We start from the raw sequence: 17,534 nt of genomic DNA, 5'->3' as shown, positions 1-17,534 counted from the left end.
TAAACAAGGCGTCACTCCGCGGCCTGAAGTTCAGGCCGCGCCGGCGTGTTGGCCAGCCGCTCGACAAGCCTTTTGCGCTCGCCATCGGCCTTTTCGGCGCTGGCCTGCCTGACATGGCCGTAGCCGCGAATGAGCGCCGGCACCGAGGCCAGCGCCACGGCGGCCTCGATCCTGCCTGGGGCAAGTGCTGCCGCGACAAGCTCGAGATCGGCCTCATAGCGGGCCAGAAGCTGTCGCTCCATGCGCCGCTCGGCGCTGTAGCCGAACACATCGAAAGCCGTGCTGCGCAGGCCTTTCAGCGCCGCCAGCAAACGAAAACCCTTCATCATCCACGGCCCGAAGTTTGATTTCTTCGGCTTGCCGTCATTGCCGCGCCTGCCCATGATGGGAGGCGCAAGATGAAATTCGAGTTTTTCGTAGCTCTGGAACTGCTTTGACAGTTCCGTGGCGAAGGAGCCGTCGGTGTAGAGCCGCGCCACCTCATATTCGTCCTTGATCGCCATCAGCTTGAACAGGTTTTTGGCGGCAGCCTCGGTCACCGCGGTCGAGCCGGGCACGGCCTTTGCCTCGGCGGCACGCAAAACCGCCAGCTTTTCGGCATAGCGCCGGCCATAGGCGGCGTTCTGATAGGCGGTGAGGAAAGCGACACGGCGAGTGATCACATCGTCCAGCGTCTCGGCGATCGGCGCGGCCTTGCCGGGCTGCGCAATGAGGCCGCGCACGAACTCCGGCTGATGCGCGGCGCGACGGCCCCAGCGGAATGCGGCGATGTTCATCGCCACCGCTTCGCCGTTCAATTCGATAGCCTTTTCAACGGCTTCGGCCGACAGCGGCAGCCCGCCATGCTGGAAAGCGAAGCCGAGCATGAACATGTTGGCACCGAGCGAATTGCCGAACAGTTGCGTGGCGGTTCGCGTCGCGTCGAAGAAATGCGCCTTGTCGTCGCCGGCGGCAGCGCGGATCGCCTTCTTCAGCCGCTCGATCGGCAGCGAGAAATCCGCCGAGCGGGCGAATTCGCCGGGCATGATCTCGGCGGTGTTGGCAAGGAAGATGGTATGGCCTTCCCGCACCGCGCCAAGCACCTTCTTGGCGCCGGACACAACGAGGTCGCAGCCCAGCACCAGGTCGGCCTTGCCTGCCGAAACGCGGATGGCATGGATATCGTCCGGGGTGCGGGCGATGCGGACATGGGTGAACACCGAACCGCCCTTCTGGGCGAGGCCGGCCATGTCGATCATGCCGCAGCCCTTGTCCTCGAGATGGGCGGCCATGCCGAGCACCGCGCCGATGGTGACGACACCGGTGCCGCCGACGCCGTCGATGATCGCCGCCCAGCCCTCGTTGCCAAGCGGGAATTCAGCCGGGACCGGCACGCCGTCGAGCGGATCGGTCCGCCCGGCAATGCCTTCAGCCTTGCGGATCTTGGCGCCGTGCACGGTGACGAAGGACGGGCAGAAGCCGTTGACGCAGGAGAAATCCTTGTTGCAGCTCGACTGGTCTATTCTGCGCTTGCGGCCGAACTCGGTCTCGACCGGTTGGATCGAGACGCAGTTCGACTGCACGCCGCAATCGCCGCAGCCCTCGCAGACCAGCTCGTTGATGAACACCCGCTTGTCGGGGTCGGGGAAGGTGCCACGCTTGCGGCGACGGCGTTTTTCGGCCGCACAGGTCTGGTCGTAGAGCAGCACCGAGACGCCTTTGACGTCGCGCAGCTCGCGCTGGACGAGATCGAGGTCGTCGCGGTGATGGATGGTGGCGCCGGCCGGGAATTCGGCCTTGCCGGCATATTTGTCCGGTTCGTCGGTGACGATGGCGATGCGCTCGACGCCTTCGGCACGCACTTGCCTGGCGATCATGTCCACCGTCAGGCCACCCTCATGCGGCTGGCCGCCGGTCATGGCGACGGCGTCGTTGTAGAGGATCTTGTAGGTGATGTTGGCGTCGGTCGACAGCGCGAAGCGGATCGCCAGCGTGCCGGAGTGGTTGTAGGTGCCGTCGCCGAGATTCTGGAAAATGTGGCTGCGCTTGGAGAACGGCGCCTGGCCGACCCATTGCGCGCCCTCGCCGCCCATGGCGGTGAAGCTGACCGTGTTGCGATCCATCCACAGTGCCATGAAGTGGCAGCCGATGCCGGCGGCACCGATCGAGCCGTCGGGCACCTTGGTCGAGGAATTGTGCGGGCAGCCGGAGCAGAAGAACGGCGTGCGCGAACCAATATCGCTGGCATCGGCAAGCATCGCCTGGAACTGGCGCAGCTTCGCCACCTTCGCGGCGATCTCTTCCGAGGGACCGATGGTGCGCAGAATCCGCTCGCCCAGGGCAATGGCGATCTCGTTGGGGTCGAGCGCGCCCTTGGCCGGGAACAGCCAGTCGCCGCGCTCGTCCTTCTTGCCGACGATGGCCGGCTGGGTGGCGGTGCCGTAGAGGTTCTCGCGCAACTGCACCTCGATCAGCGAGCGCTTCTCCTCGACGACAACGATGGTGTCGAGGCCACGGGCGAATTCGGAGATATGCTGCAGGTCGAGCGGCCACGGACAGCCGACCTTGAACAGGCGGATGCCGATGCGGTTGGCGGCGGCCTCGTCGACGCCGATGTCTTCCAGCGCCTGGCGGACATCGAGATAGCTCTTGCCCAGCGTGATGATGCCGAGCTTCGGGCTGCGGCCGCCGGAATAGACGATGCGGTTCAGCCCGTTGGCGTGGATGAAGGCGGACGCGGCGGCGCGCTTGTGCTCATGCAGCCGCTCCTCCTGGCCGAGCATGTCGATCTCATGGCGGATGTTGAGACCGCCGGGCGGCATGTCGAACTCCGGTACGACGATGTTCAGCCGTTCGAGCGCGGCATCGACGGAGGCGGTCGATTCGATGTTGTCCTTGACGCATTTGATCGCCGCCCATGTGCCGGCAAAACGCGACATGGCAAAGCCGTAGAGACCGTAATCGATGATCTCCTGGACACCGGCCGGGTTGAGGATCGGCACCATGGTGTCGACGAACAGGAATTCGGTGGCGTGCGCGTTGGTCGAGGATTCGGCCATATGGTCGTCGCCCATCAAGGCGAGCACGCCGCCATGCTTCGACGATCCCGCGAGGTTGGCGTGGCGGAAGACATCTCCCGAACGGTCGACGCCCGGCCCCTTGCCGTACCAGACCGAAAACACCCCGTCATGCCTGCCTTCGCCCAGCAATTCCGTCTGCTGCGAACCCCAGCAGGCGGTGGCGGCAAGCTCCTCGTTGAGGCCGGGTTGGAAGACGATATCGGCCTGCGCCAGCTGTTTTTTCGCTCGCCACAGCTGCATGTCCAGGCCACCGAGCGGTGAGCCGCGGTAGCCGGAAACGAAGCCAGCCGTGTTGAGGCCGGCGCGGCGGTCGCGCTCGCGCTGCATCAACAGCATGCGTATGACCGCCTGCGCGCCGGACAGGAAGATGCGCTCCTTGCCAAGATCGAACTTGTCGTCGAGCGCGACGTTGTGCAGCGTCATCAGGCATTTCCTCTGCGGAGGCGACGGCGGGGGGCGCGGCCAACGTAGGAGTGAGATGGCGCAGTCTTTCTCCGCTTGCAAGGCAGGTCAAACGAAATCGAAAGTGCCAGGCAAAGCGCAATGAACGGTCGCCCGTTATCGCTGCTCCCGCACGAAACCGATCCTCAGCGGCTGTGCGGCGACCGAAAATTTCTACTGAGTCGCGTCGGGCAAAGACACGTCAGCCTTTCGAGCAATCAGGCTTGGGCTCGCCCGGCAGCTTGCCGTCGGGATGGCCGGCAAGGTCGGGATTGGCCGTATAGAGCTGATCAACCACCAGCGGCCGGTCGGGCAGGATCGACTGGTCTTCCGTCGAGATCAGCGTGGTGTCGATCTTCTGCAGGAACGTGCCGTCAGGACCCCTGATGCTGATGGAGATCGCATAGGGCTTGTCCTTGACGATACAGGTCAGCGCCGGGCTTTCCAGGCTGACCTTGTCGAGCTTCGGCCAGACCTTCTGCTCGACCACCAGGGGAGGGCCGCCGGCGGGGTTCTGGAAGCTGGCGACCGCCACCTGGCCCTCGCCCATCGGCTGCAGGGGCCGCAGCGTCACGACATAGGTCGCCCGGGCGAGACGGTAGTTGAAGACCACGACCTTGCCGGAAACCTCGAACAGCTTGCCATCGCCGCCGGTGTCGCGGCAGGCGCCGAGCGCAACGGCGGCAATGAGTGCTGCGCCGACAAGGATCGAGCGGAAGAAACCACTACGCATTCTTGACCTCATGAGCCGCCGTGCGGCGGCGGCGATAGTGACGGCTTGCTTTCTGGCGGTTGCCGCACACCGCCATGTCGCACCAGAGGCGGCTGGAATTGCGGCTTCTGTCGACGAACAGCCAGCTGCAATTGGGACAGATCCTGAGCCTGGCAACCGTGTCGTCGCGCAGCAGCGACAAGGCTGAAACCGCCAGCGCCGCCTCAAAGGCGATCGGTGTCGCCGGATCGCCGAACGGCTTGCCCGGCGCGCCGATTTCATCTGGGCTGCGCTCAAGACCGCCGGCGCAAGCCTTGAGAAAGACAGCCAGATCGTTGGCGGCAAGCACACCTTTCGACACCGCGCCGCGAAACAGGCGGTCGGTCGTCTCACGGATCGAAAGCACCACCGGCGCGATCCTGTTCGGCGACGGCGCTTCCAGCCGCCTGCCGCCAAGCTCGGCGCCGCGAAAGCCGCTGGCGGCCTCGGCAAAGCGCGCGATCTCGGCCGGATCGGCAAACCGGTCGAAGGTTTTTTCGGGATCGTTGCGCAGCACCACGGTGTTGGCCGTGTCGAGCGCAAGCATGCCGCCGGTGAAGCGATGCGGGGTCCAGGATACCGTCATGTCAGAAATCTAACCGATAAATCGCGTTTGACAAGTTAGATTCCACGATGCAAACCTTGGCCCGGGCGCGGCCTCCGCTGCCTTTTTGTTTGAGCATGTCGTCGCCCCAAAAACCGCTTTGCACTTTTGGGCGACATGCTCTGAGGTCTGTCTATGCTCTATTTCTTCCAGCAGGTGCTGAACGGGCTGCATTCAGGCGCGCTCTATGCGCTGCTCGCCTTTGGCTACGTGCTGACCAACGGCATCCTGCACCGGACCAATCTCGCCTATGGTGCACTGTTCGCCTTTTGCGGCCAGACGATGATCCTGACCGTGGCCTTCGGTTATCAGGTATTGTGGCTGACCTTGCTGGCGGCGGTGGTGCTCGGCGTCGTCACCGCTTTCCTCTATGCCGCGCTGATCAGCCATGTGCTGTCGCGCAGCGTCTTCGAACCGCTGGCCTACCGAACGCCCAATGCGATCGTGGTGACGACCCTCGGCATCCTGCTGGTGCTGTCGGAAGCAAGCCGCATTGCCGCCGATACGCATGACTGGTGGCTGCCGCCGATGTTGGCGCAACCCATTGTTTTTGCTCAGGACACCAGCTTCAAGGCGACGCTGACGCTGATCCAGCTCATCGACTGCGCGATTGTCCTGACGGCAATCATCCTCGCCGCATGGGCGTTTGCCCGCTCGGGCTTCGGCCGCCGCTGGCGCGCCGTCTCCGACGATCCCCACACGGCAGCCTTGTGCGGTGTGGATGTGCGCAGCGTGTTCCGGCATGCGGTGCTGTTTAGCGGCTTCTGCGCCGCGCTGGCCGGCGTCATGGCCGGCCTCTACTACGGCAACATCAGCTTCGGCTCCGGCCTCGTCTATGGGCTGAAAATCCTCTTCGTCACCGCGGTGGGCGGCTATCTCTCGCCGCCGCGCGCGGCGCTCGGCGCGGCCGCCTTCGGCATGGCGGAGTCGTTATGGGCCGGCTATTTCCCGATCGAATGGCGCGATGGCTGGATGTATCTGTTCCTGGTCGCAGCACTCGTGCTGATCGGTCCCGGCCGCGACCAGCAGAAGATCGCCTGATCGCCGCATCCGGCATCAGACTTTGGTTGCATGACGCAGCAGCCGGCCGGCACTTTATCCCCTGCCTCAAGTCACAACGGCGTTGATCGCGCCCCTGCCATGTTGACCCGCCGAACCACGCACGGCATACCGTTGGGCCACAGCGGCGCGACGGAAAATAAGGGGAGCCGGCGCGCCTTCGACATAAGGGAGGAATGCATGGCAGGGCTGCTCGCTCTATCCAGAACGATTGACCGTATGAACGAGTTCATCGGCAGATGGATATCGTGGCTGATCCTCCTGGCAATCCTGGTCAGCGCCGCCAATGCCGTCATCCGCAAGATGTTCGACATCTCGTCCAATGCCTGGCTGGAACTGCAGTGGTACCTGTTCGGCGCCGCCTTCATGCTGGCCGCAGCCTACACGCTGAAGCAGAACGACCATATCCGCATCGACATCGTCTACGGCATGTTCTCGCGCCGCGTACAGCACTGGATCGACCTGCTCGGCCATCTGTTCTTCCTGATGCCGTTCGTGACGCTGATGGTTATCTATTTCGTTCCCTATGTATCGCTGTCGTTCCGCAGCGGCGAAATGTCGAACAATTCCGGCGGCCTGATCATCTGGCCGGCCAAGGCGATCCTGCTCGTCGGCTTCTTCCTGCTGGCGCTGCAGGGCATCTCCGAGATCATCAAGAAGATCGCCATCATGCGCGGCGACATGGACGATCCCAATCCGTTCATATCGGCGCATGAGCAGGCCGAGCTCGAGGCGAAAGCCCTTGCTGAAGAAGCCAAGGCGCTCGCCCAGGAGGCGCGCCCATGATCGAGTTCATCGCCCAGAACATGGCGCCAATCATGTTCGCCTCGCTGGTCATCTTCCTGCTGATCGGCTACCCCGTCGCTTTCTCGCTCGCCGCAAACGGCCTGATGTTCTTCTTCATCGGCGTCCTGCTGTCGCCCTATTCGGGCGGCTCGATCAATCTGGCCTGGCCGCTGCTGCACGCGCTGCCCGACAATTTCTACGGCAGCCGGGTGATGTCGAACGACACGCTGTTGGCCATTCCGTTCTTCACCTTCATGGGCATCGTGCTCGAACGATCCGGCATGGCGGAAGACCTGCTCGACACGATCGGCCAGCTGTTCGGGCCGATCCGCGGCGGTCTCGCCTATGCGGTGATCTTCGTCGGCGCGCTGCTGGCCGCAACCACCGGCGTGGTGGCGGCGTCCGTCATCGCCATGGGGCTGATCTCGCTGCCGATCATGCTCCGCTATGGCTATGACCGACGGCTGGCATCGGGCGTGATTGCGGCATCCGGCACGCTGGCGCAAATCATTCCGCCCTCGCTGGTGCTGATCGTTCTGGCCGACCAGCTCGGCCGCTCGGTCGGCGACATGTATGCCGGCGCGCTGATCCCGGGCCTGGTCCTGACCGGCCTTTACACGCTCTACATCCTGATCATGTCGATCGTCCGGCCGAACTCCATGCCGGCGCTGCCGCTGGCGGCCCGCACTCTCGGCCACGGCGTGCTGTCGCTGTTGGCGGCGCTGCTGGTGACAACAGCGGTCTCCTACGCTGCCTACCGCTATCTCGCGCCGGCGCATGGCGACAATGCCGACATCCTCGGCGCCAGCGTTGGCGTGATCCTGATCTACATTGTGGCAATCGCCGACAAGGGCCTGAACATCAACATGATGTCCAGGCTGGCGCAGCAGGTGATCATCGTTTTGATCCCGCCTCTGGCGCTGATCTTCCTGGTGCTGGGCACCATCTTTCTCGGCATCGCCACCCCGACGGAGGGCGGCGCCATGGGCGCGGTCGGCGCCCTTGCCATGGCCGCGATGAAGGGGCGGCTGTCGCTGGATGTCATCAAGCAGGCGCTCGCGTCGACGACGCGGCTGTCGTCCTTCGTGCTGTTCATCCTGATCGGCGCGCGGGTGTTCTCGCTCACCTTCTACGGTGTCAACGGCCACGTCTGGGTCGAGCATTTGCTGACGTCGCTGCCGGGCGGCGAGGTCGGCTTCCTGATCGGCGTCAACATCCTGGTCTTCGTGCTCGCCTTCTTCCTCGACTTCTTCGAGCTCGCCTTCATCATCGTGCCGCTGCTGGCGCCGGCCGCCGACAAGCTCGGCATCGACCTGATCTGGTTCGGCGTGCTGCTCGGCGTCAACATGCAGACCTCCTTCATGCACCCGCCTTTCGGCTTTGCATTGTTCTACCTGCGCTCTGTCGCCGCCCGCGTGCCCTATCTCGACCGCCTCACCGGCAAGCAGATCGCGCCGGTAACCACCGGCCAGATCTATTGGGGCGCGGTGCCCTTCGTCTGTATCCAGGTGATCATGATCGGGCTGACCATCACCTTCCCGCAAATGGTAATGCGCTACAAGGGTGCGGCCGTCGATCCGGGTACGATCGAGCTCAAGTTGCCGGACATGCCAGGCCTTGCGCCTCTCGGCACACAACCGCCGGCCGATGGTGGCGCATCACCCGCGGCGCCATCGTCGAACGATTTGTCGCAACCGCCGAACTTCGGCGAGACGCCACCCGCCAAGCCGGCGGCGCCGGCGACCGACCTGTCTCAGCCGCCGAATTTCAACTGATGGCTTTATCTGTTTGTTTTGACGCAATTCCGGACGGAAACCGCTTACACTTTTCCTGGAATTGCTCTGAGTGAGGACGTCATGAGAGCCGTGCGCCTGGAAGCCGTGGGCAGCATTGCGCTGCGGGAAGTCGACAAGCCTGTTGCGGGACCGCAGGATGTCCTGGTGCGCATCGAAGCCTGCGGCGTTTGCGGCACCGACCGTCATCTCCTCCACGGCGAATTCCCTTCGAGCCCGCCGGTTACACTTGGCCACGAATTCTGCGGCATCGTCGAGGCTGTCGGAGAAGCGGTTTCCGGCATCGCGGTGGGTGACCGCGTTACCGGCGACCCCAACATCTCCTGCGGGCGCTGCAGCCATTGCCGGGTCGGCCGCGTCAATTTGTGCAGCAATCTCAGGGCCATCGGCATCCATCGCGACGGCGGCTTCGCCGACTATGTCGTGATGCCGCAGAGCCAGGCTTTCCTTCTGCCTGCGAACCTCAAGCCAACGCATGGCGCCTTCTGCGAGCCGCTGGCGTGCTGCCTGCATGCTGTTGACCTCGCCGGCATCAGGCCCGGCGCTTCTGTGGTGGTGCTTGGTGGCGGCGTGATCGGCCTGCTTACTGTGCAATTGGTCAGGCTCGCAGGAGCGTCGACAATCATCCTGTCGACGCGGCAGGCCTCCCGCCGGGTGCTCGCCGAAGAACTCGGTGCAACGGCGACGGTCGACCCAAGTACCGTTGACCCGATCGAGGCCATCGTCGGCCCGGCCGGCCTTGTGCCCGGTGGGGTCGATGTGGTGCTCGAATGCGCCGGTGTCCCCGACACCGTCGAACAATCGATGCGGCTGGCGAAGTCCGGTGGCACGGTGGTGATTGTCGGCGTGATGCCGCAAGGCATGAAGGTGCCCTTCGAACCGTTCGACCTCTTGTTTCGCGAACTGAAGGTTCTCGGCTCGTTCATCAACCCCTTCACCCACAGGCGGGCGGCGGACCTTGTCGCGTCCGGGGCGATCGAGATCGACAAGCTCATCTCAAGGCAGGTCGGCCTGGAGGAAGCCCCCTCTGTGATCGCCAACCCGGCCGCGCCCGGCGAGGTCAAGGTGCTGGTGGTGCCGGGCAAGGGTTGAGCCGCTCGGCATCAGGCAAAGAAAAACCCCGGGCGGAGCCGCCCGGGGTCCTTTGAACGTGGCCAGATCGCCTACAGCTTGCCGTTGCGCTGCTGGACCATCATGAAGGTGTCGTAATTGTATTCGGCCACCTGGGCCCAGAGATAGTGCTCCTTGCGGAAGCCCTTGATCGAGTCCCAGATCTTCTTGAACGGTGCGTTGCTGGCTTCCATTTCGGCGTAGACTTCATTGGCCTTCTCGAAACAGGCGGCCATGATGTCCTGGCTGAACGGTCTGAGCTTGGCGCCGCCCGCCACCAGCCGCTTCACCGCCGCAGGATTGAGATGGTCGTATTTCTGCAGCATGTTGGCGTCCGCCGCCTGCGCGGCGGTGTGCACCAGCGACTTGTAGGCAGGCGACAGCTCTTCGTACTTGGCCTTGTTGAACAAGAGATGGACGGTCGGTCCACCTTCCCACCAGCCGGGATAGTAGTAGTAGGGCGCGACCTTGTAGAAGCCGAGCTTCTCGTCGTCATAGGGGCCGACCCATTCGGCGGCGTCGATCGTGCCTTTTTCCAGCGCCGGATAGATGTCGCCGCCGGCGATCTGCTGCGGCACGACGCCGAGCTTCGAGACAACTTTGCCGGCAAAGCCGCCAATGCGCATCTTGAGGCCGGACAGGTCGGCGACGGTGTTGATCTCCTTGCGGAACCAGCCGCCCATCTGCACGCCGGTGTTGCCGCCGGGCAGGCCGAAAAGACCTTGCGTGGCGAGGAACTCGTTGAACAGGTCGATGCCGCCGCCATGGTAATGCCAGGCGTTCATGCCGCGTGCATTGAGCGAGAACGGCACCGCCGCGCCGAGCGCCCATGTCGGGTCCTTGCCCCAGTAATAGTATGACACCGTGTGGCAGGCCTCGACGGTGCCGGCAGTGGTGGCGTCGGCGGCCTGCAGGCCGGGCACCAGTTCGCCGGAGGCAAATACCTGGACCTGGAAATTGCCGTCGGTCGCCTCCGACAGCATCTTGGAGAAGACTTCCGCGCCGCCATAGATCGTGTCGAGCGATTTCGGGAAGGATGACGCCAGCCGCCACGTCACTTTCGGATTGGACTGGGCGATTGCCGGCGCGGCAAGCGTGGCGGCAGCCGCCGCGGCGCCCACGCCGGTGACCCCTGCCTTGCGGATGAATGAACGACGATCCATGCAGTTCCTCCCTATTGGACCAACAAACCGATATCAGGACATCTCCTCACGCCCCGGTATCGATTTGCCCGAAACAATACACGGGCAAGGGGTCGAGTCCAGCGTGGCAGCGGGATTTGACGGCGGCACCAGCGACAAATCCGCAGGCTTGGCGCCCGGCCTGCAACTATAGTCTAACGTTTATGGCGTGGCCCATGCGAGACAACGAAACTTGCCATGGAAAAGCGCCTTCGGATCGCCTATTTTGCAGGCACAATAGCTAATTGCTTCGCGCCAAAAGGGAATCTGGACCCAAAATGCACCAGCCGCTCGTCGCCATCTCGACCGACGTCCGTCAGTTCGACAACTACACCTGGCATGCCGCCCCGCAGCAATATATCGAGGCGGCACTTTCCGGCGCCGGCGTGTTCCCGCTGCTCGTGCCGTCCTTCGGCGACCGGCTCGATTTCGATGAGCTGTTGTCGTCGGTCGACGGCGTCATGGTCACCGGCTCGAAATCCAACGTGCATCCCTCGCTCTATGGCGGCGACGCCAGCGAGGCCAACGGCCCATACGATCCGGCGCGCGATTCCACCACGCTCCCGCTGATCCGCAAGGCGATCGAGCGCGGCGTACCGCTGCTCGCCATCTGCCGCGGCATCCAGGAGTTGAACGTGGCGCTGGGCGGCACGCTCGGCACCGAGATCCAGGAGCGCGAAGGCTCGTTCGACCACCGCGCGCCGGTGAGCGACAACCAGGACGAACGTTTCGCCATCCACCAGACCATTTCGATCAAGCCGGGCAGTTGCCTGGCCGGTGTGTTCGGCGCCGGCGACATCAAGGTCAATTCGCTCCACCGTCAGGCGATCGACCGGCTCGGCTCGAAACTGCAGGTCGAGGCTGTCGCCGGTGACGGCACGGTCGAAGCAGTTTCGGTGAAGGACGCCCGCGCCTTTGCCGTGGGCGTGCAGTGGCACCCCGAATATTGGGTCAAGTCGGACAGCAACTCGGCCAAGATTTTTCGCGCTTTTGGCGATGCGGTGCGCCTGCATGCGGCGGCGAAAGCCGGCGCGCGGGCTGCGGCCGAATAATCGATCGTATCAGTTGCCGGATTGATCTGGACTGTCGGCTGTCGCCAACGACAGCAGCGGCGTGGCCGGAGCGTAGGATTCGTAACCGTCGCCGTCGGCAACCGAGAAGGTGACGATCGGGTCGATGCCGTCTGTGCTGAAAGCCACCGTGCCGTCCTGCTCTTCGCGCCAGAACTTCGCCCGCTCGATGCCGGGCAGCAGCCGGCAGCAATTCGGCGCCACCGTCAACAGCGACAGGCCATCGTTAATCGCGGCACCGCGAGTGACAGCGCAGTCGCCTTCGTCGCCATTGGCGACCAGCCTGAAGCTGGTGGATCGGGTGACCTCACCGGCAGCGCTTTGGCCAGCGCCACCGTGAAACAGCTGAACGCCGCCGAACAGCGCGGCGGCGGCGACCAATACGGAAAGTGTCTTCATTCTGGTACTCATCCACGCATACCCTGGATGAATAATCATTTCGAAGGGTTAAGCTGACGTTAATAAATGTGGCCGTAGCGCCCCGGCGTTAACCGGATGCCTTCACATGGGCCGTTTCCGGTACCGGGGTCAGCGGCCGGCGTTCGCTGAACCAGGACACCAGATTGTCGACGCACAGATCCGCCATGGCGCGGCGCGTGTGGTGCGAGGCCGAACCGACATGTGGCAACAGCGAGGTGTTGGGCGCTTCGAGCAAGGCCTTGGGCACATTCGGTTCGTCGGCAAAGACGTCGAGCCCGGCGGCGGCGATGGTGCCGTTGGCAAGCGCTGTCGCAAGAGCCGGCTCATCAACCGTGCTGCCGCGGCCGATGTTGACGAACACGCCATTGGCGCCAAGCGCCGCCAGGATTTCGGCATTGACCGCCTTCTCGGTGGAAGCACCGCCCGGCACCACGGAAATCAGCGTATCGACCGCTTCGGCAAGGCCTTTCAGCGTCGGGTGGTACTGGTAGGCGAGGCCTTCGACCTTGCGCCGGTTGTGGTAGGCGACCGGCAGCCCAAAGGCTTCCAGCCTCCGGGCAATGGCAAGACCGATGCGGCCCATGCCGAAAATGCCGACATGACGGCCGCGCAAGGTCAGCCGGCTCAGCGGATAGTTGCCCTTCTTCACCCAGCTGCCGTCGCGCAGCCATTTCTCGGCCGTGTACAATTCGCGCACGGTGTTGAGCAGAAGGCCGATCGTGGTGTCGGCGACCTCTTCGGTCAGAACATCCGGCGTGTTGGTGACCATGATGTTTTTCTTGGCCGCGTGAACGGCGTCCACCGAATCATAGCCGACACCGAAGGAGGCGATGAGTTCGAGCTTGGGCAATGCATCCATCAATGCCGCATTGACGCCGGCGAAGGAGGCAATGGCGCGCACGTCACGGCGCATTTCGTCGGTGACAAGTGCGGGATCGGCGCGTTCGATCTTGACCCGTCTGAAGGTGCGGTCGATGCGCTCGACCGCATGGTCGTTGAAATGCCCCGGCACCAGAACGGCGACGGAGTTCAATTGTTCGACCTTGGTCATACACGCTCCACCGGCTTGCCGGTCGACTGGCGCACATGCAGTTCCGGCTTGATCAGTTCCTGCGACGGCCGTACCGCCTGTCCATTCAACTTGTCGAGCAGCGCGCTGGCGGCGCGGCGGCCGACCTCGCGCTGGCCGTTCCAGACGGTGGTGAGTGCCGGTGTCGCGATTGCCGCCTCCTCGAGATCGTCATAGCCGGTGACCGAGATATCGGCGCCCGGCACCAGGCCTGCGCGGGCAATGCCGTTCATCAGGCCGATGGCGACGAGATCATTCCAGCAGCAGGCGGCGGTTGGCTTGTCTTTGAGCGCCAAAAACTGTCCAGCCGCCTCGAATCCGCCCTGCTTGGTGCGCGGCCCGGCAATGCGCCAGGACGGCCTGACTTCCAGCCCGGCGGCCTCCATGGCGTTGAGATAGCCCTGGTAGCGGTCGCGCCCGGTCGAGGTCTGGTCGGTGCCGCCGATCATGGCGATGCGCTTGTGGCCGAGCGAGATCAAATGATTGGTGGCAAGCGCTGTGCCATAGGCATCGTCGCCGCGGAACACCGGCACGTCGGCGCCCTCGACGGTGCGCGCGATCAGCACCGCCGGCAGGCCGTTTTCCTCTGCCATGACGATGTCGGAAGCCGGCGTGCCGATGGCCGGCGACATGATGACGCCGTCGGCGCCGAGCTGCAGCAGCGTGTCGATGAAGGTGCGCTGCTTTTCCAGCTGGTCGTAATGGTTGGACAGGATGAAGGTCTGCCGGCTGCGGTCAAGCTCGCTCTCGATCGAGCGCAGGATCTCGGCAAAGAACGGGTTCATGATGTCGTGCACAACGACGCCGACAATACCCGAACGCGAGGTGCGCAACGAGGCAGCGCGGCGGTTGTAGATATAGCCGATGGCGCGCGCATGTTCCTTGATGCGGTCGCGCGTGGCGCCGGCGACCAGCGGGCTGTCGCGCAATGCGAGGGAGACCGTGGCCGTGGACACGCCAAGCGCATCCGCGATCGTCGAAAGCTTGATCTTTTGTGCCAGCCCTTCGCTCCCCGAGTTTTTTAAATTTTTTAAATGCGGCGTTATGCCATCGGATTCGGAGCAAATCAAAGTTTTTTCGCCAGGGCCTCCGCCTCGACGTCGACAGTCGTGCGATTGCGCAGCCGCAGACGGTGCTCGCGATGGATGATGTAGAGGCCGCTGGCGACGATGATGGCGGCACCCACCAGGGTCCAGCGGTCGGGGAACTGGTGGAAGATGATCCAGCCGGACAGGATCATCCAGACCATCTGCGAATAGGGGTACGGGGCGAGCGCCGTGGTGGTCGCCAGGCGGTAGGCCTGCACCAGCATCCAGTGGCCGCCGGCGCCGAACACGCCCAGCATCACCAGGATGAACCAGTGCCAGCCATCCTGCGGCAGCGCGTGCGAGAACGGCAGCATGGGCAGAAGCAGCACGGCCGGCGCCAGCGCCGAAAACAGGATCAGGCTCTCCGAGCTTTCGCTGGCCGACATGCGCCGCGTCATGATGACGTAAAAACTGTTCGACAGCATCGAGCCGAGCGCGAAGAGATGTCCGACGCCGAAAACGCCGACGCCCGGCCTTGTGATGACGAGCACGCCGACAAAGCCCGACAGGATCGCCAGCCAGCGCCGCCACCCCGCCCATTCGCCAAGTAGCGGTCCGGCAAGCGCGGTGATCACCATCGGACCGAAGAAATAGATCGAGGTGGTTTCGGCCAGTTGCAGGGTCTTGAGCGCCATGACGTTGCACATGGTCGAGCCGAACAGCAGCCCGCCGCGCAGGATATGGGCTGGCAGGTTGTTGGCGCGGAACCGCGACGGCTCGCGCCAGCCGCGCAGAAAGACGCCGACGAGCAGGACATGGACGGTGAAGCGGGCCCAGGCCACGATCAGCGCCGAGACGCCGGCCAGCACCAGGTATTTGCTCGACGTGTCGAGGAAGGTGAAAAACACATAGGTCGAAAGCATGAACAGCATCGCCGCGGGCGGCGTTGCGCTTTCGTCTGATCTTGCGGGAACGTTCAATGTCAGGCCGGGCAGGGAGGATAGAAGCCTACCTTTGCGGCAATCGCCTGTGCCCGGCAAGCCAAAAGCGACTGGCACAACAGGCACGGCGCACAGGCTCAGCGCACTGCACCCCAACTGCCTACGAATTAGGCATGCATGCGGGCGCCCTTGGTGATCTTGTCGACGAGTTTCTTGTCGGCACGCAACCCTATGCCGACGATCCTTGCGTCCTCCGGGGCGAATTCGGCAAAGACGGCGCGGTTGGCCGCATCAAAGCCGGTTGCAAACATCTCTTCGACATAGGCTGACGTCGTCACGCCGCGTTCCAGCGCCCTCCGGTGGATGCCATTGAGCGTCGACCCATCGGCCGAGAGCACGATGACCGGCTGGATCGACAGCGGATTGTAGAGATTGCCGGCGCGGTCGCGATAGGGTTCGCCGATGATGTCAGGGAATTGCGCGACGATGCCGCTGGTCAGGAACGCGGTGACGTTGAGCTTCTGCCAGCCCGCGAGATCGTCCCTCAGCACGATTGCAAATTTTGTATCGAACACCAAAATGAGGACTCCGGAGTTGGCCCGCAAAGGGCAGGATAGGCGATGGCGCAGGGTCTAAACGGTGAGGCGACACAAGGTCTTGAACGTTCGTGCGCGGATGAGGACCGGATCGTTTCAGCGCCGAGCAGCACCGGCATCGAGCGCATTGAGGCGCATTTCCATGGCAACGCCTTCGACCTGCACCGCCACGACACGCTTGCCGTCGGCGTGACGCTTTCCGGTGTGCAGCGCTTCCACTATCGCGGCGTCGTGAACCACAGCCTGCCCGGCCAGGTGATCGTGCTGCATCCAGACGAAGTGCACGATGGCGGCGCCGGCACCGAGGACGGCTTGCGCTACCGGATCCTCTACCTGGAGCCGTCGCTGCTGCTCGACTGCCTCGACGGCGCGCCGCTGCCTTTCGTCGGGGATGCCGTGGTCAGCGATCCCGCCTTGCGCGGCACGTTGCTGTCGGCTTTGGCGCCGCTCGACGAAGAACTGGACGAGCTGTTCGTCGCCGATTTCGTTGCGGAGCTGGCGCAGCATCTCAGGCGTCATGCCGGACAGTCGGCAAAGCCGATGGGAAAGACGGCCTGGCATGCGGCGGCGCTGGCGCGACACTATCTCGAGGAGAATGCCGAGCGGGCAGTCCGTTCCGACGAGCTGGAGGCGATCACCGGGCTCAACCGCTATGCGCTGTCACGTCATTTCCGCGCGACCTATTCCACCAGCCCGCATCGTTTCCTGCTGATGCGCCGGCTGCAAAAGGCAAGGCGTATGATCGAGGTGGGCGAGCCGCTGGCCGAGATCGCCGTTGGCGCCGGCTTCAGCGACCAGAGCCATTTCAACAGGCATTTCAAGAAAGCATTCGGCCTGACGCCCGGCCGCTGGTCGGCACTGGTGCGCGGACCTTCGGTGGCGGCTTAGCTCAAGACGTGCTGATCAATCGTCGATGTCGGTCTCGTCATCGACGAGCACCAGTTCTTCGTTCGACAGATTGGCTTCGATGCGGGCGAGCAGCTTGAACAGCGTCTTCTGTTCTTTCTTGTCGAGGCCTTTCAACGCCTGCTTTTCCGTCTTCTTCACCGATTTCTCGATGGCGTGGATGATTTCGCGGCCGGTGTCGGTGAGGAAGATATGCGCCTGGCGGGCATCCGCAGAAGAGGCTCGCTTTTCCAGAAAACCCTGCGCCTGCAAGCGGTTGATGGTCTTGGTGATGGTCGGCGGGCGCACGCCGAGGCGGCCGGCGAGATTGCCGGGCGTCTGGCCGTCCTCGCGGTCGAGCGTCAGCATGATCTGGTCCTGGCCGGCATAAAAGCCGTGCGCCAGAAGCCTTGCCGCCAGCGCGGTCCTTGCCAGCCTTGCCGCCGAATGCAGCCGGCTCATCGTTGCAGTCTTGTCCGCCTTGGCCATGGTGATCCCTCTTCGGCCGTACCGGTGCGTGCAGCATAGACGCAGCCGGCCGGTTGGCAATCGACGATCAAAAAGATTCCGGCTTTCGAAACAGCTTTGCCGGCAAGCATTTGTGGTGCCCACCGTGGTGATGCCAGATGTTTATTTCAGTTAGATGACAAACGAGTTTCCACCAAGGCGATTGCAGTGGGTTGAGACGGCGCGGCTCTGCACAGGTCAACGAAGAGGCGTTCAGGCGACACGCTGGATGGT

General features: G+C 63.7%; 16 protein-coding genes. 6 read left to right on the top strand and 10 right to left on the bottom strand.

The features are described 5' to 3' along the window. Positions 1-11: 11 nt before the first annotated feature. The 3 genes from AC04SH_RS05825 to AC04SH_RS05815 form a co-directional block, all read right to left on the bottom strand. Complete coding sequence (locus AC04SH_RS05825; RefSeq protein WP_488574296.1) at positions 12-3,482, bottom strand: indolepyruvate ferredoxin oxidoreductase family protein; 3,471 nt, start codon at positions 3,480-3,482, stop codon at positions 12-14. 220 nt (positions 3,483-3,702) lie between these two features. Continuing rightward, positions 3,703-4,245 carry a hypothetical protein gene (locus tag AC04SH_RS05820; RefSeq protein WP_488574295.1) on the bottom strand — a complete coding sequence of 181 codons (543 nt, stop codon included), beginning with the start codon at positions 4,243-4,245 and terminating at the stop codon, positions 3,703-3,705. After that, complete coding sequence (locus AC04SH_RS05815) at positions 4,226-4,837, bottom strand: CGNR zinc finger domain-containing protein (protein WP_488574294.1); 612 nt, start codon at positions 4,835-4,837, stop codon at positions 4,226-4,228. Before AC04SH_RS05815 ends, AC04SH_RS05820 begins: the two co-directional genes overlap by 20 nt. 153 nt (positions 4,838-4,990) lie before the next feature. Between AC04SH_RS05815 and AC04SH_RS05810 the strand changes: the two genes are divergently transcribed. The 4 genes from AC04SH_RS05810 to AC04SH_RS05795 all read left to right on the top strand — a co-directional run bounded on the left by AC04SH_RS05810 (position 4,991) and on the right by AC04SH_RS05795 (position 9,585). After that, positions 4,991-5,896, top strand: coding sequence for a branched-chain amino acid ABC transporter permease (locus tag AC04SH_RS05810; protein ID WP_488574293.1), 906 nt, complete (start codon positions 4,991-4,993; stop codon positions 5,894-5,896). A 198-nt stretch (positions 5,897-6,094) separates the two neighbouring features. Next, positions 6,095-6,700 carry a TRAP transporter small permease subunit gene (locus AC04SH_RS05805; RefSeq protein WP_203277661.1) on the top strand — a complete coding sequence of 202 codons (606 nt, stop codon included), beginning with the start codon at positions 6,095-6,097 and terminating at the stop codon, positions 6,698-6,700. Next, positions 6,697-8,475: a TRAP transporter large permease gene (locus AC04SH_RS05800; protein WP_488574292.1), complete on the top strand. Its 1,779-nt coding sequence runs from the start codon at positions 6,697-6,699 to the stop codon at positions 8,473-8,475. The genes AC04SH_RS05805 and AC04SH_RS05800 overlap by 4 nt, the downstream gene beginning before the upstream one ends. A gap of 81 nt (positions 8,476-8,556) precedes the next feature. Next, positions 8,557-9,585 (top strand): zinc-dependent alcohol dehydrogenase family protein, encoded by a 1,029-nt coding sequence (locus tag AC04SH_RS05795; RefSeq protein WP_488574291.1) that lies wholly within the window; start codon positions 8,557-8,559, stop codon positions 9,583-9,585. Between the two features lie 71 nt (positions 9,586-9,656). Here the strand turns inward: AC04SH_RS05795 and AC04SH_RS05790 are convergent, their stop codons facing one another. Then, the gene (locus AC04SH_RS05790) at positions 9,657-10,766 is read right to left on the bottom strand and encodes a TRAP transporter substrate-binding protein (RefSeq protein WP_477231993.1); all 1,110 of its coding nucleotides are present in this window, start codon (positions 10,764-10,766) and stop codon (positions 9,657-9,659) included. Between the two features lie 296 nt (positions 10,767-11,062). Here AC04SH_RS05790 and AC04SH_RS05785 point away from each other — a divergent pair, with 296 nt between their 5' ends. Continuing rightward, positions 11,063-11,836: a gamma-glutamyl-gamma-aminobutyrate hydrolase family protein gene (locus AC04SH_RS05785; RefSeq protein ID WP_192255070.1), complete on the top strand. Its 774-nt coding sequence runs from the start codon at positions 11,063-11,065 to the stop codon at positions 11,834-11,836. 9 nt (positions 11,837-11,845) lie between these two features. Here the strand turns inward: AC04SH_RS05785 and AC04SH_RS05780 are convergent, their stop codons facing one another. The 5 genes from AC04SH_RS05780 to AC04SH_RS05760 form a co-directional block, all read right to left on the bottom strand. Further along, a complete protein-coding gene (locus tag AC04SH_RS05780) occupies positions 11,846-12,253 on the bottom strand; it encodes a hypothetical protein (protein ID WP_488574290.1) in 408 nt (135 codons plus the stop codon). A gap of 88 nt (positions 12,254-12,341) precedes the next feature. Next, on the bottom strand, positions 12,342-13,325 hold the full coding sequence (locus AC04SH_RS05775) for a 2-hydroxyacid dehydrogenase (protein WP_488574289.1): 984 nt from the start codon (positions 13,323-13,325) through the stop codon (positions 12,342-12,344). Beyond that, entirely contained in the window at positions 13,322-14,344 is a 1,023-nt protein-coding gene (locus AC04SH_RS05770; RefSeq protein WP_142867994.1) for a LacI family DNA-binding transcriptional regulator, read from the bottom strand. The genes AC04SH_RS05775 and AC04SH_RS05770 overlap by 4 nt, the downstream gene beginning before the upstream one ends. 65 nt (positions 14,345-14,409) lie before the next feature. After that, positions 14,410-15,294 (bottom strand): DMT family transporter, encoded by an 885-nt coding sequence (locus AC04SH_RS05765; protein ID WP_488574288.1) that lies wholly within the window; start codon positions 15,292-15,294, stop codon positions 14,410-14,412. 185 nt (positions 15,295-15,479) lie between these two features. After that, positions 15,480-15,887: a DUF2000 family protein gene (locus AC04SH_RS05760; protein ID WP_488574287.1), complete on the bottom strand. Its 408-nt coding sequence runs from the start codon at positions 15,885-15,887 to the stop codon at positions 15,480-15,482. Between the two features lie 45 nt (positions 15,888-15,932). On the opposite strand from AC04SH_RS05760, the gene AC04SH_RS05755 reads away from it, so the two are divergent. Then, complete coding sequence (locus tag AC04SH_RS05755; protein ID WP_488574286.1) at positions 15,933-16,796, top strand: AraC family transcriptional regulator; 864 nt, start codon at positions 15,933-15,935, stop codon at positions 16,794-16,796. A gap of 15 nt (positions 16,797-16,811) precedes the next feature. Here the strand turns inward: AC04SH_RS05755 and AC04SH_RS05750 are convergent, their stop codons facing one another. Beyond that, a complete protein-coding gene (locus AC04SH_RS05750; protein ID WP_112621551.1) occupies positions 16,812-17,282 on the bottom strand; it encodes a MarR family winged helix-turn-helix transcriptional regulator in 471 nt (156 codons plus the stop codon). Between the last annotated feature and the right edge of the window lie 252 nt (positions 17,283-17,534).

The sequence above is a fragment of the Mesorhizobium sp. CNPSo 4688 genome (genome assembly GCF_057784295.1).
This window is presented reverse-complemented; position numbering and strand designations above follow the sequence as displayed.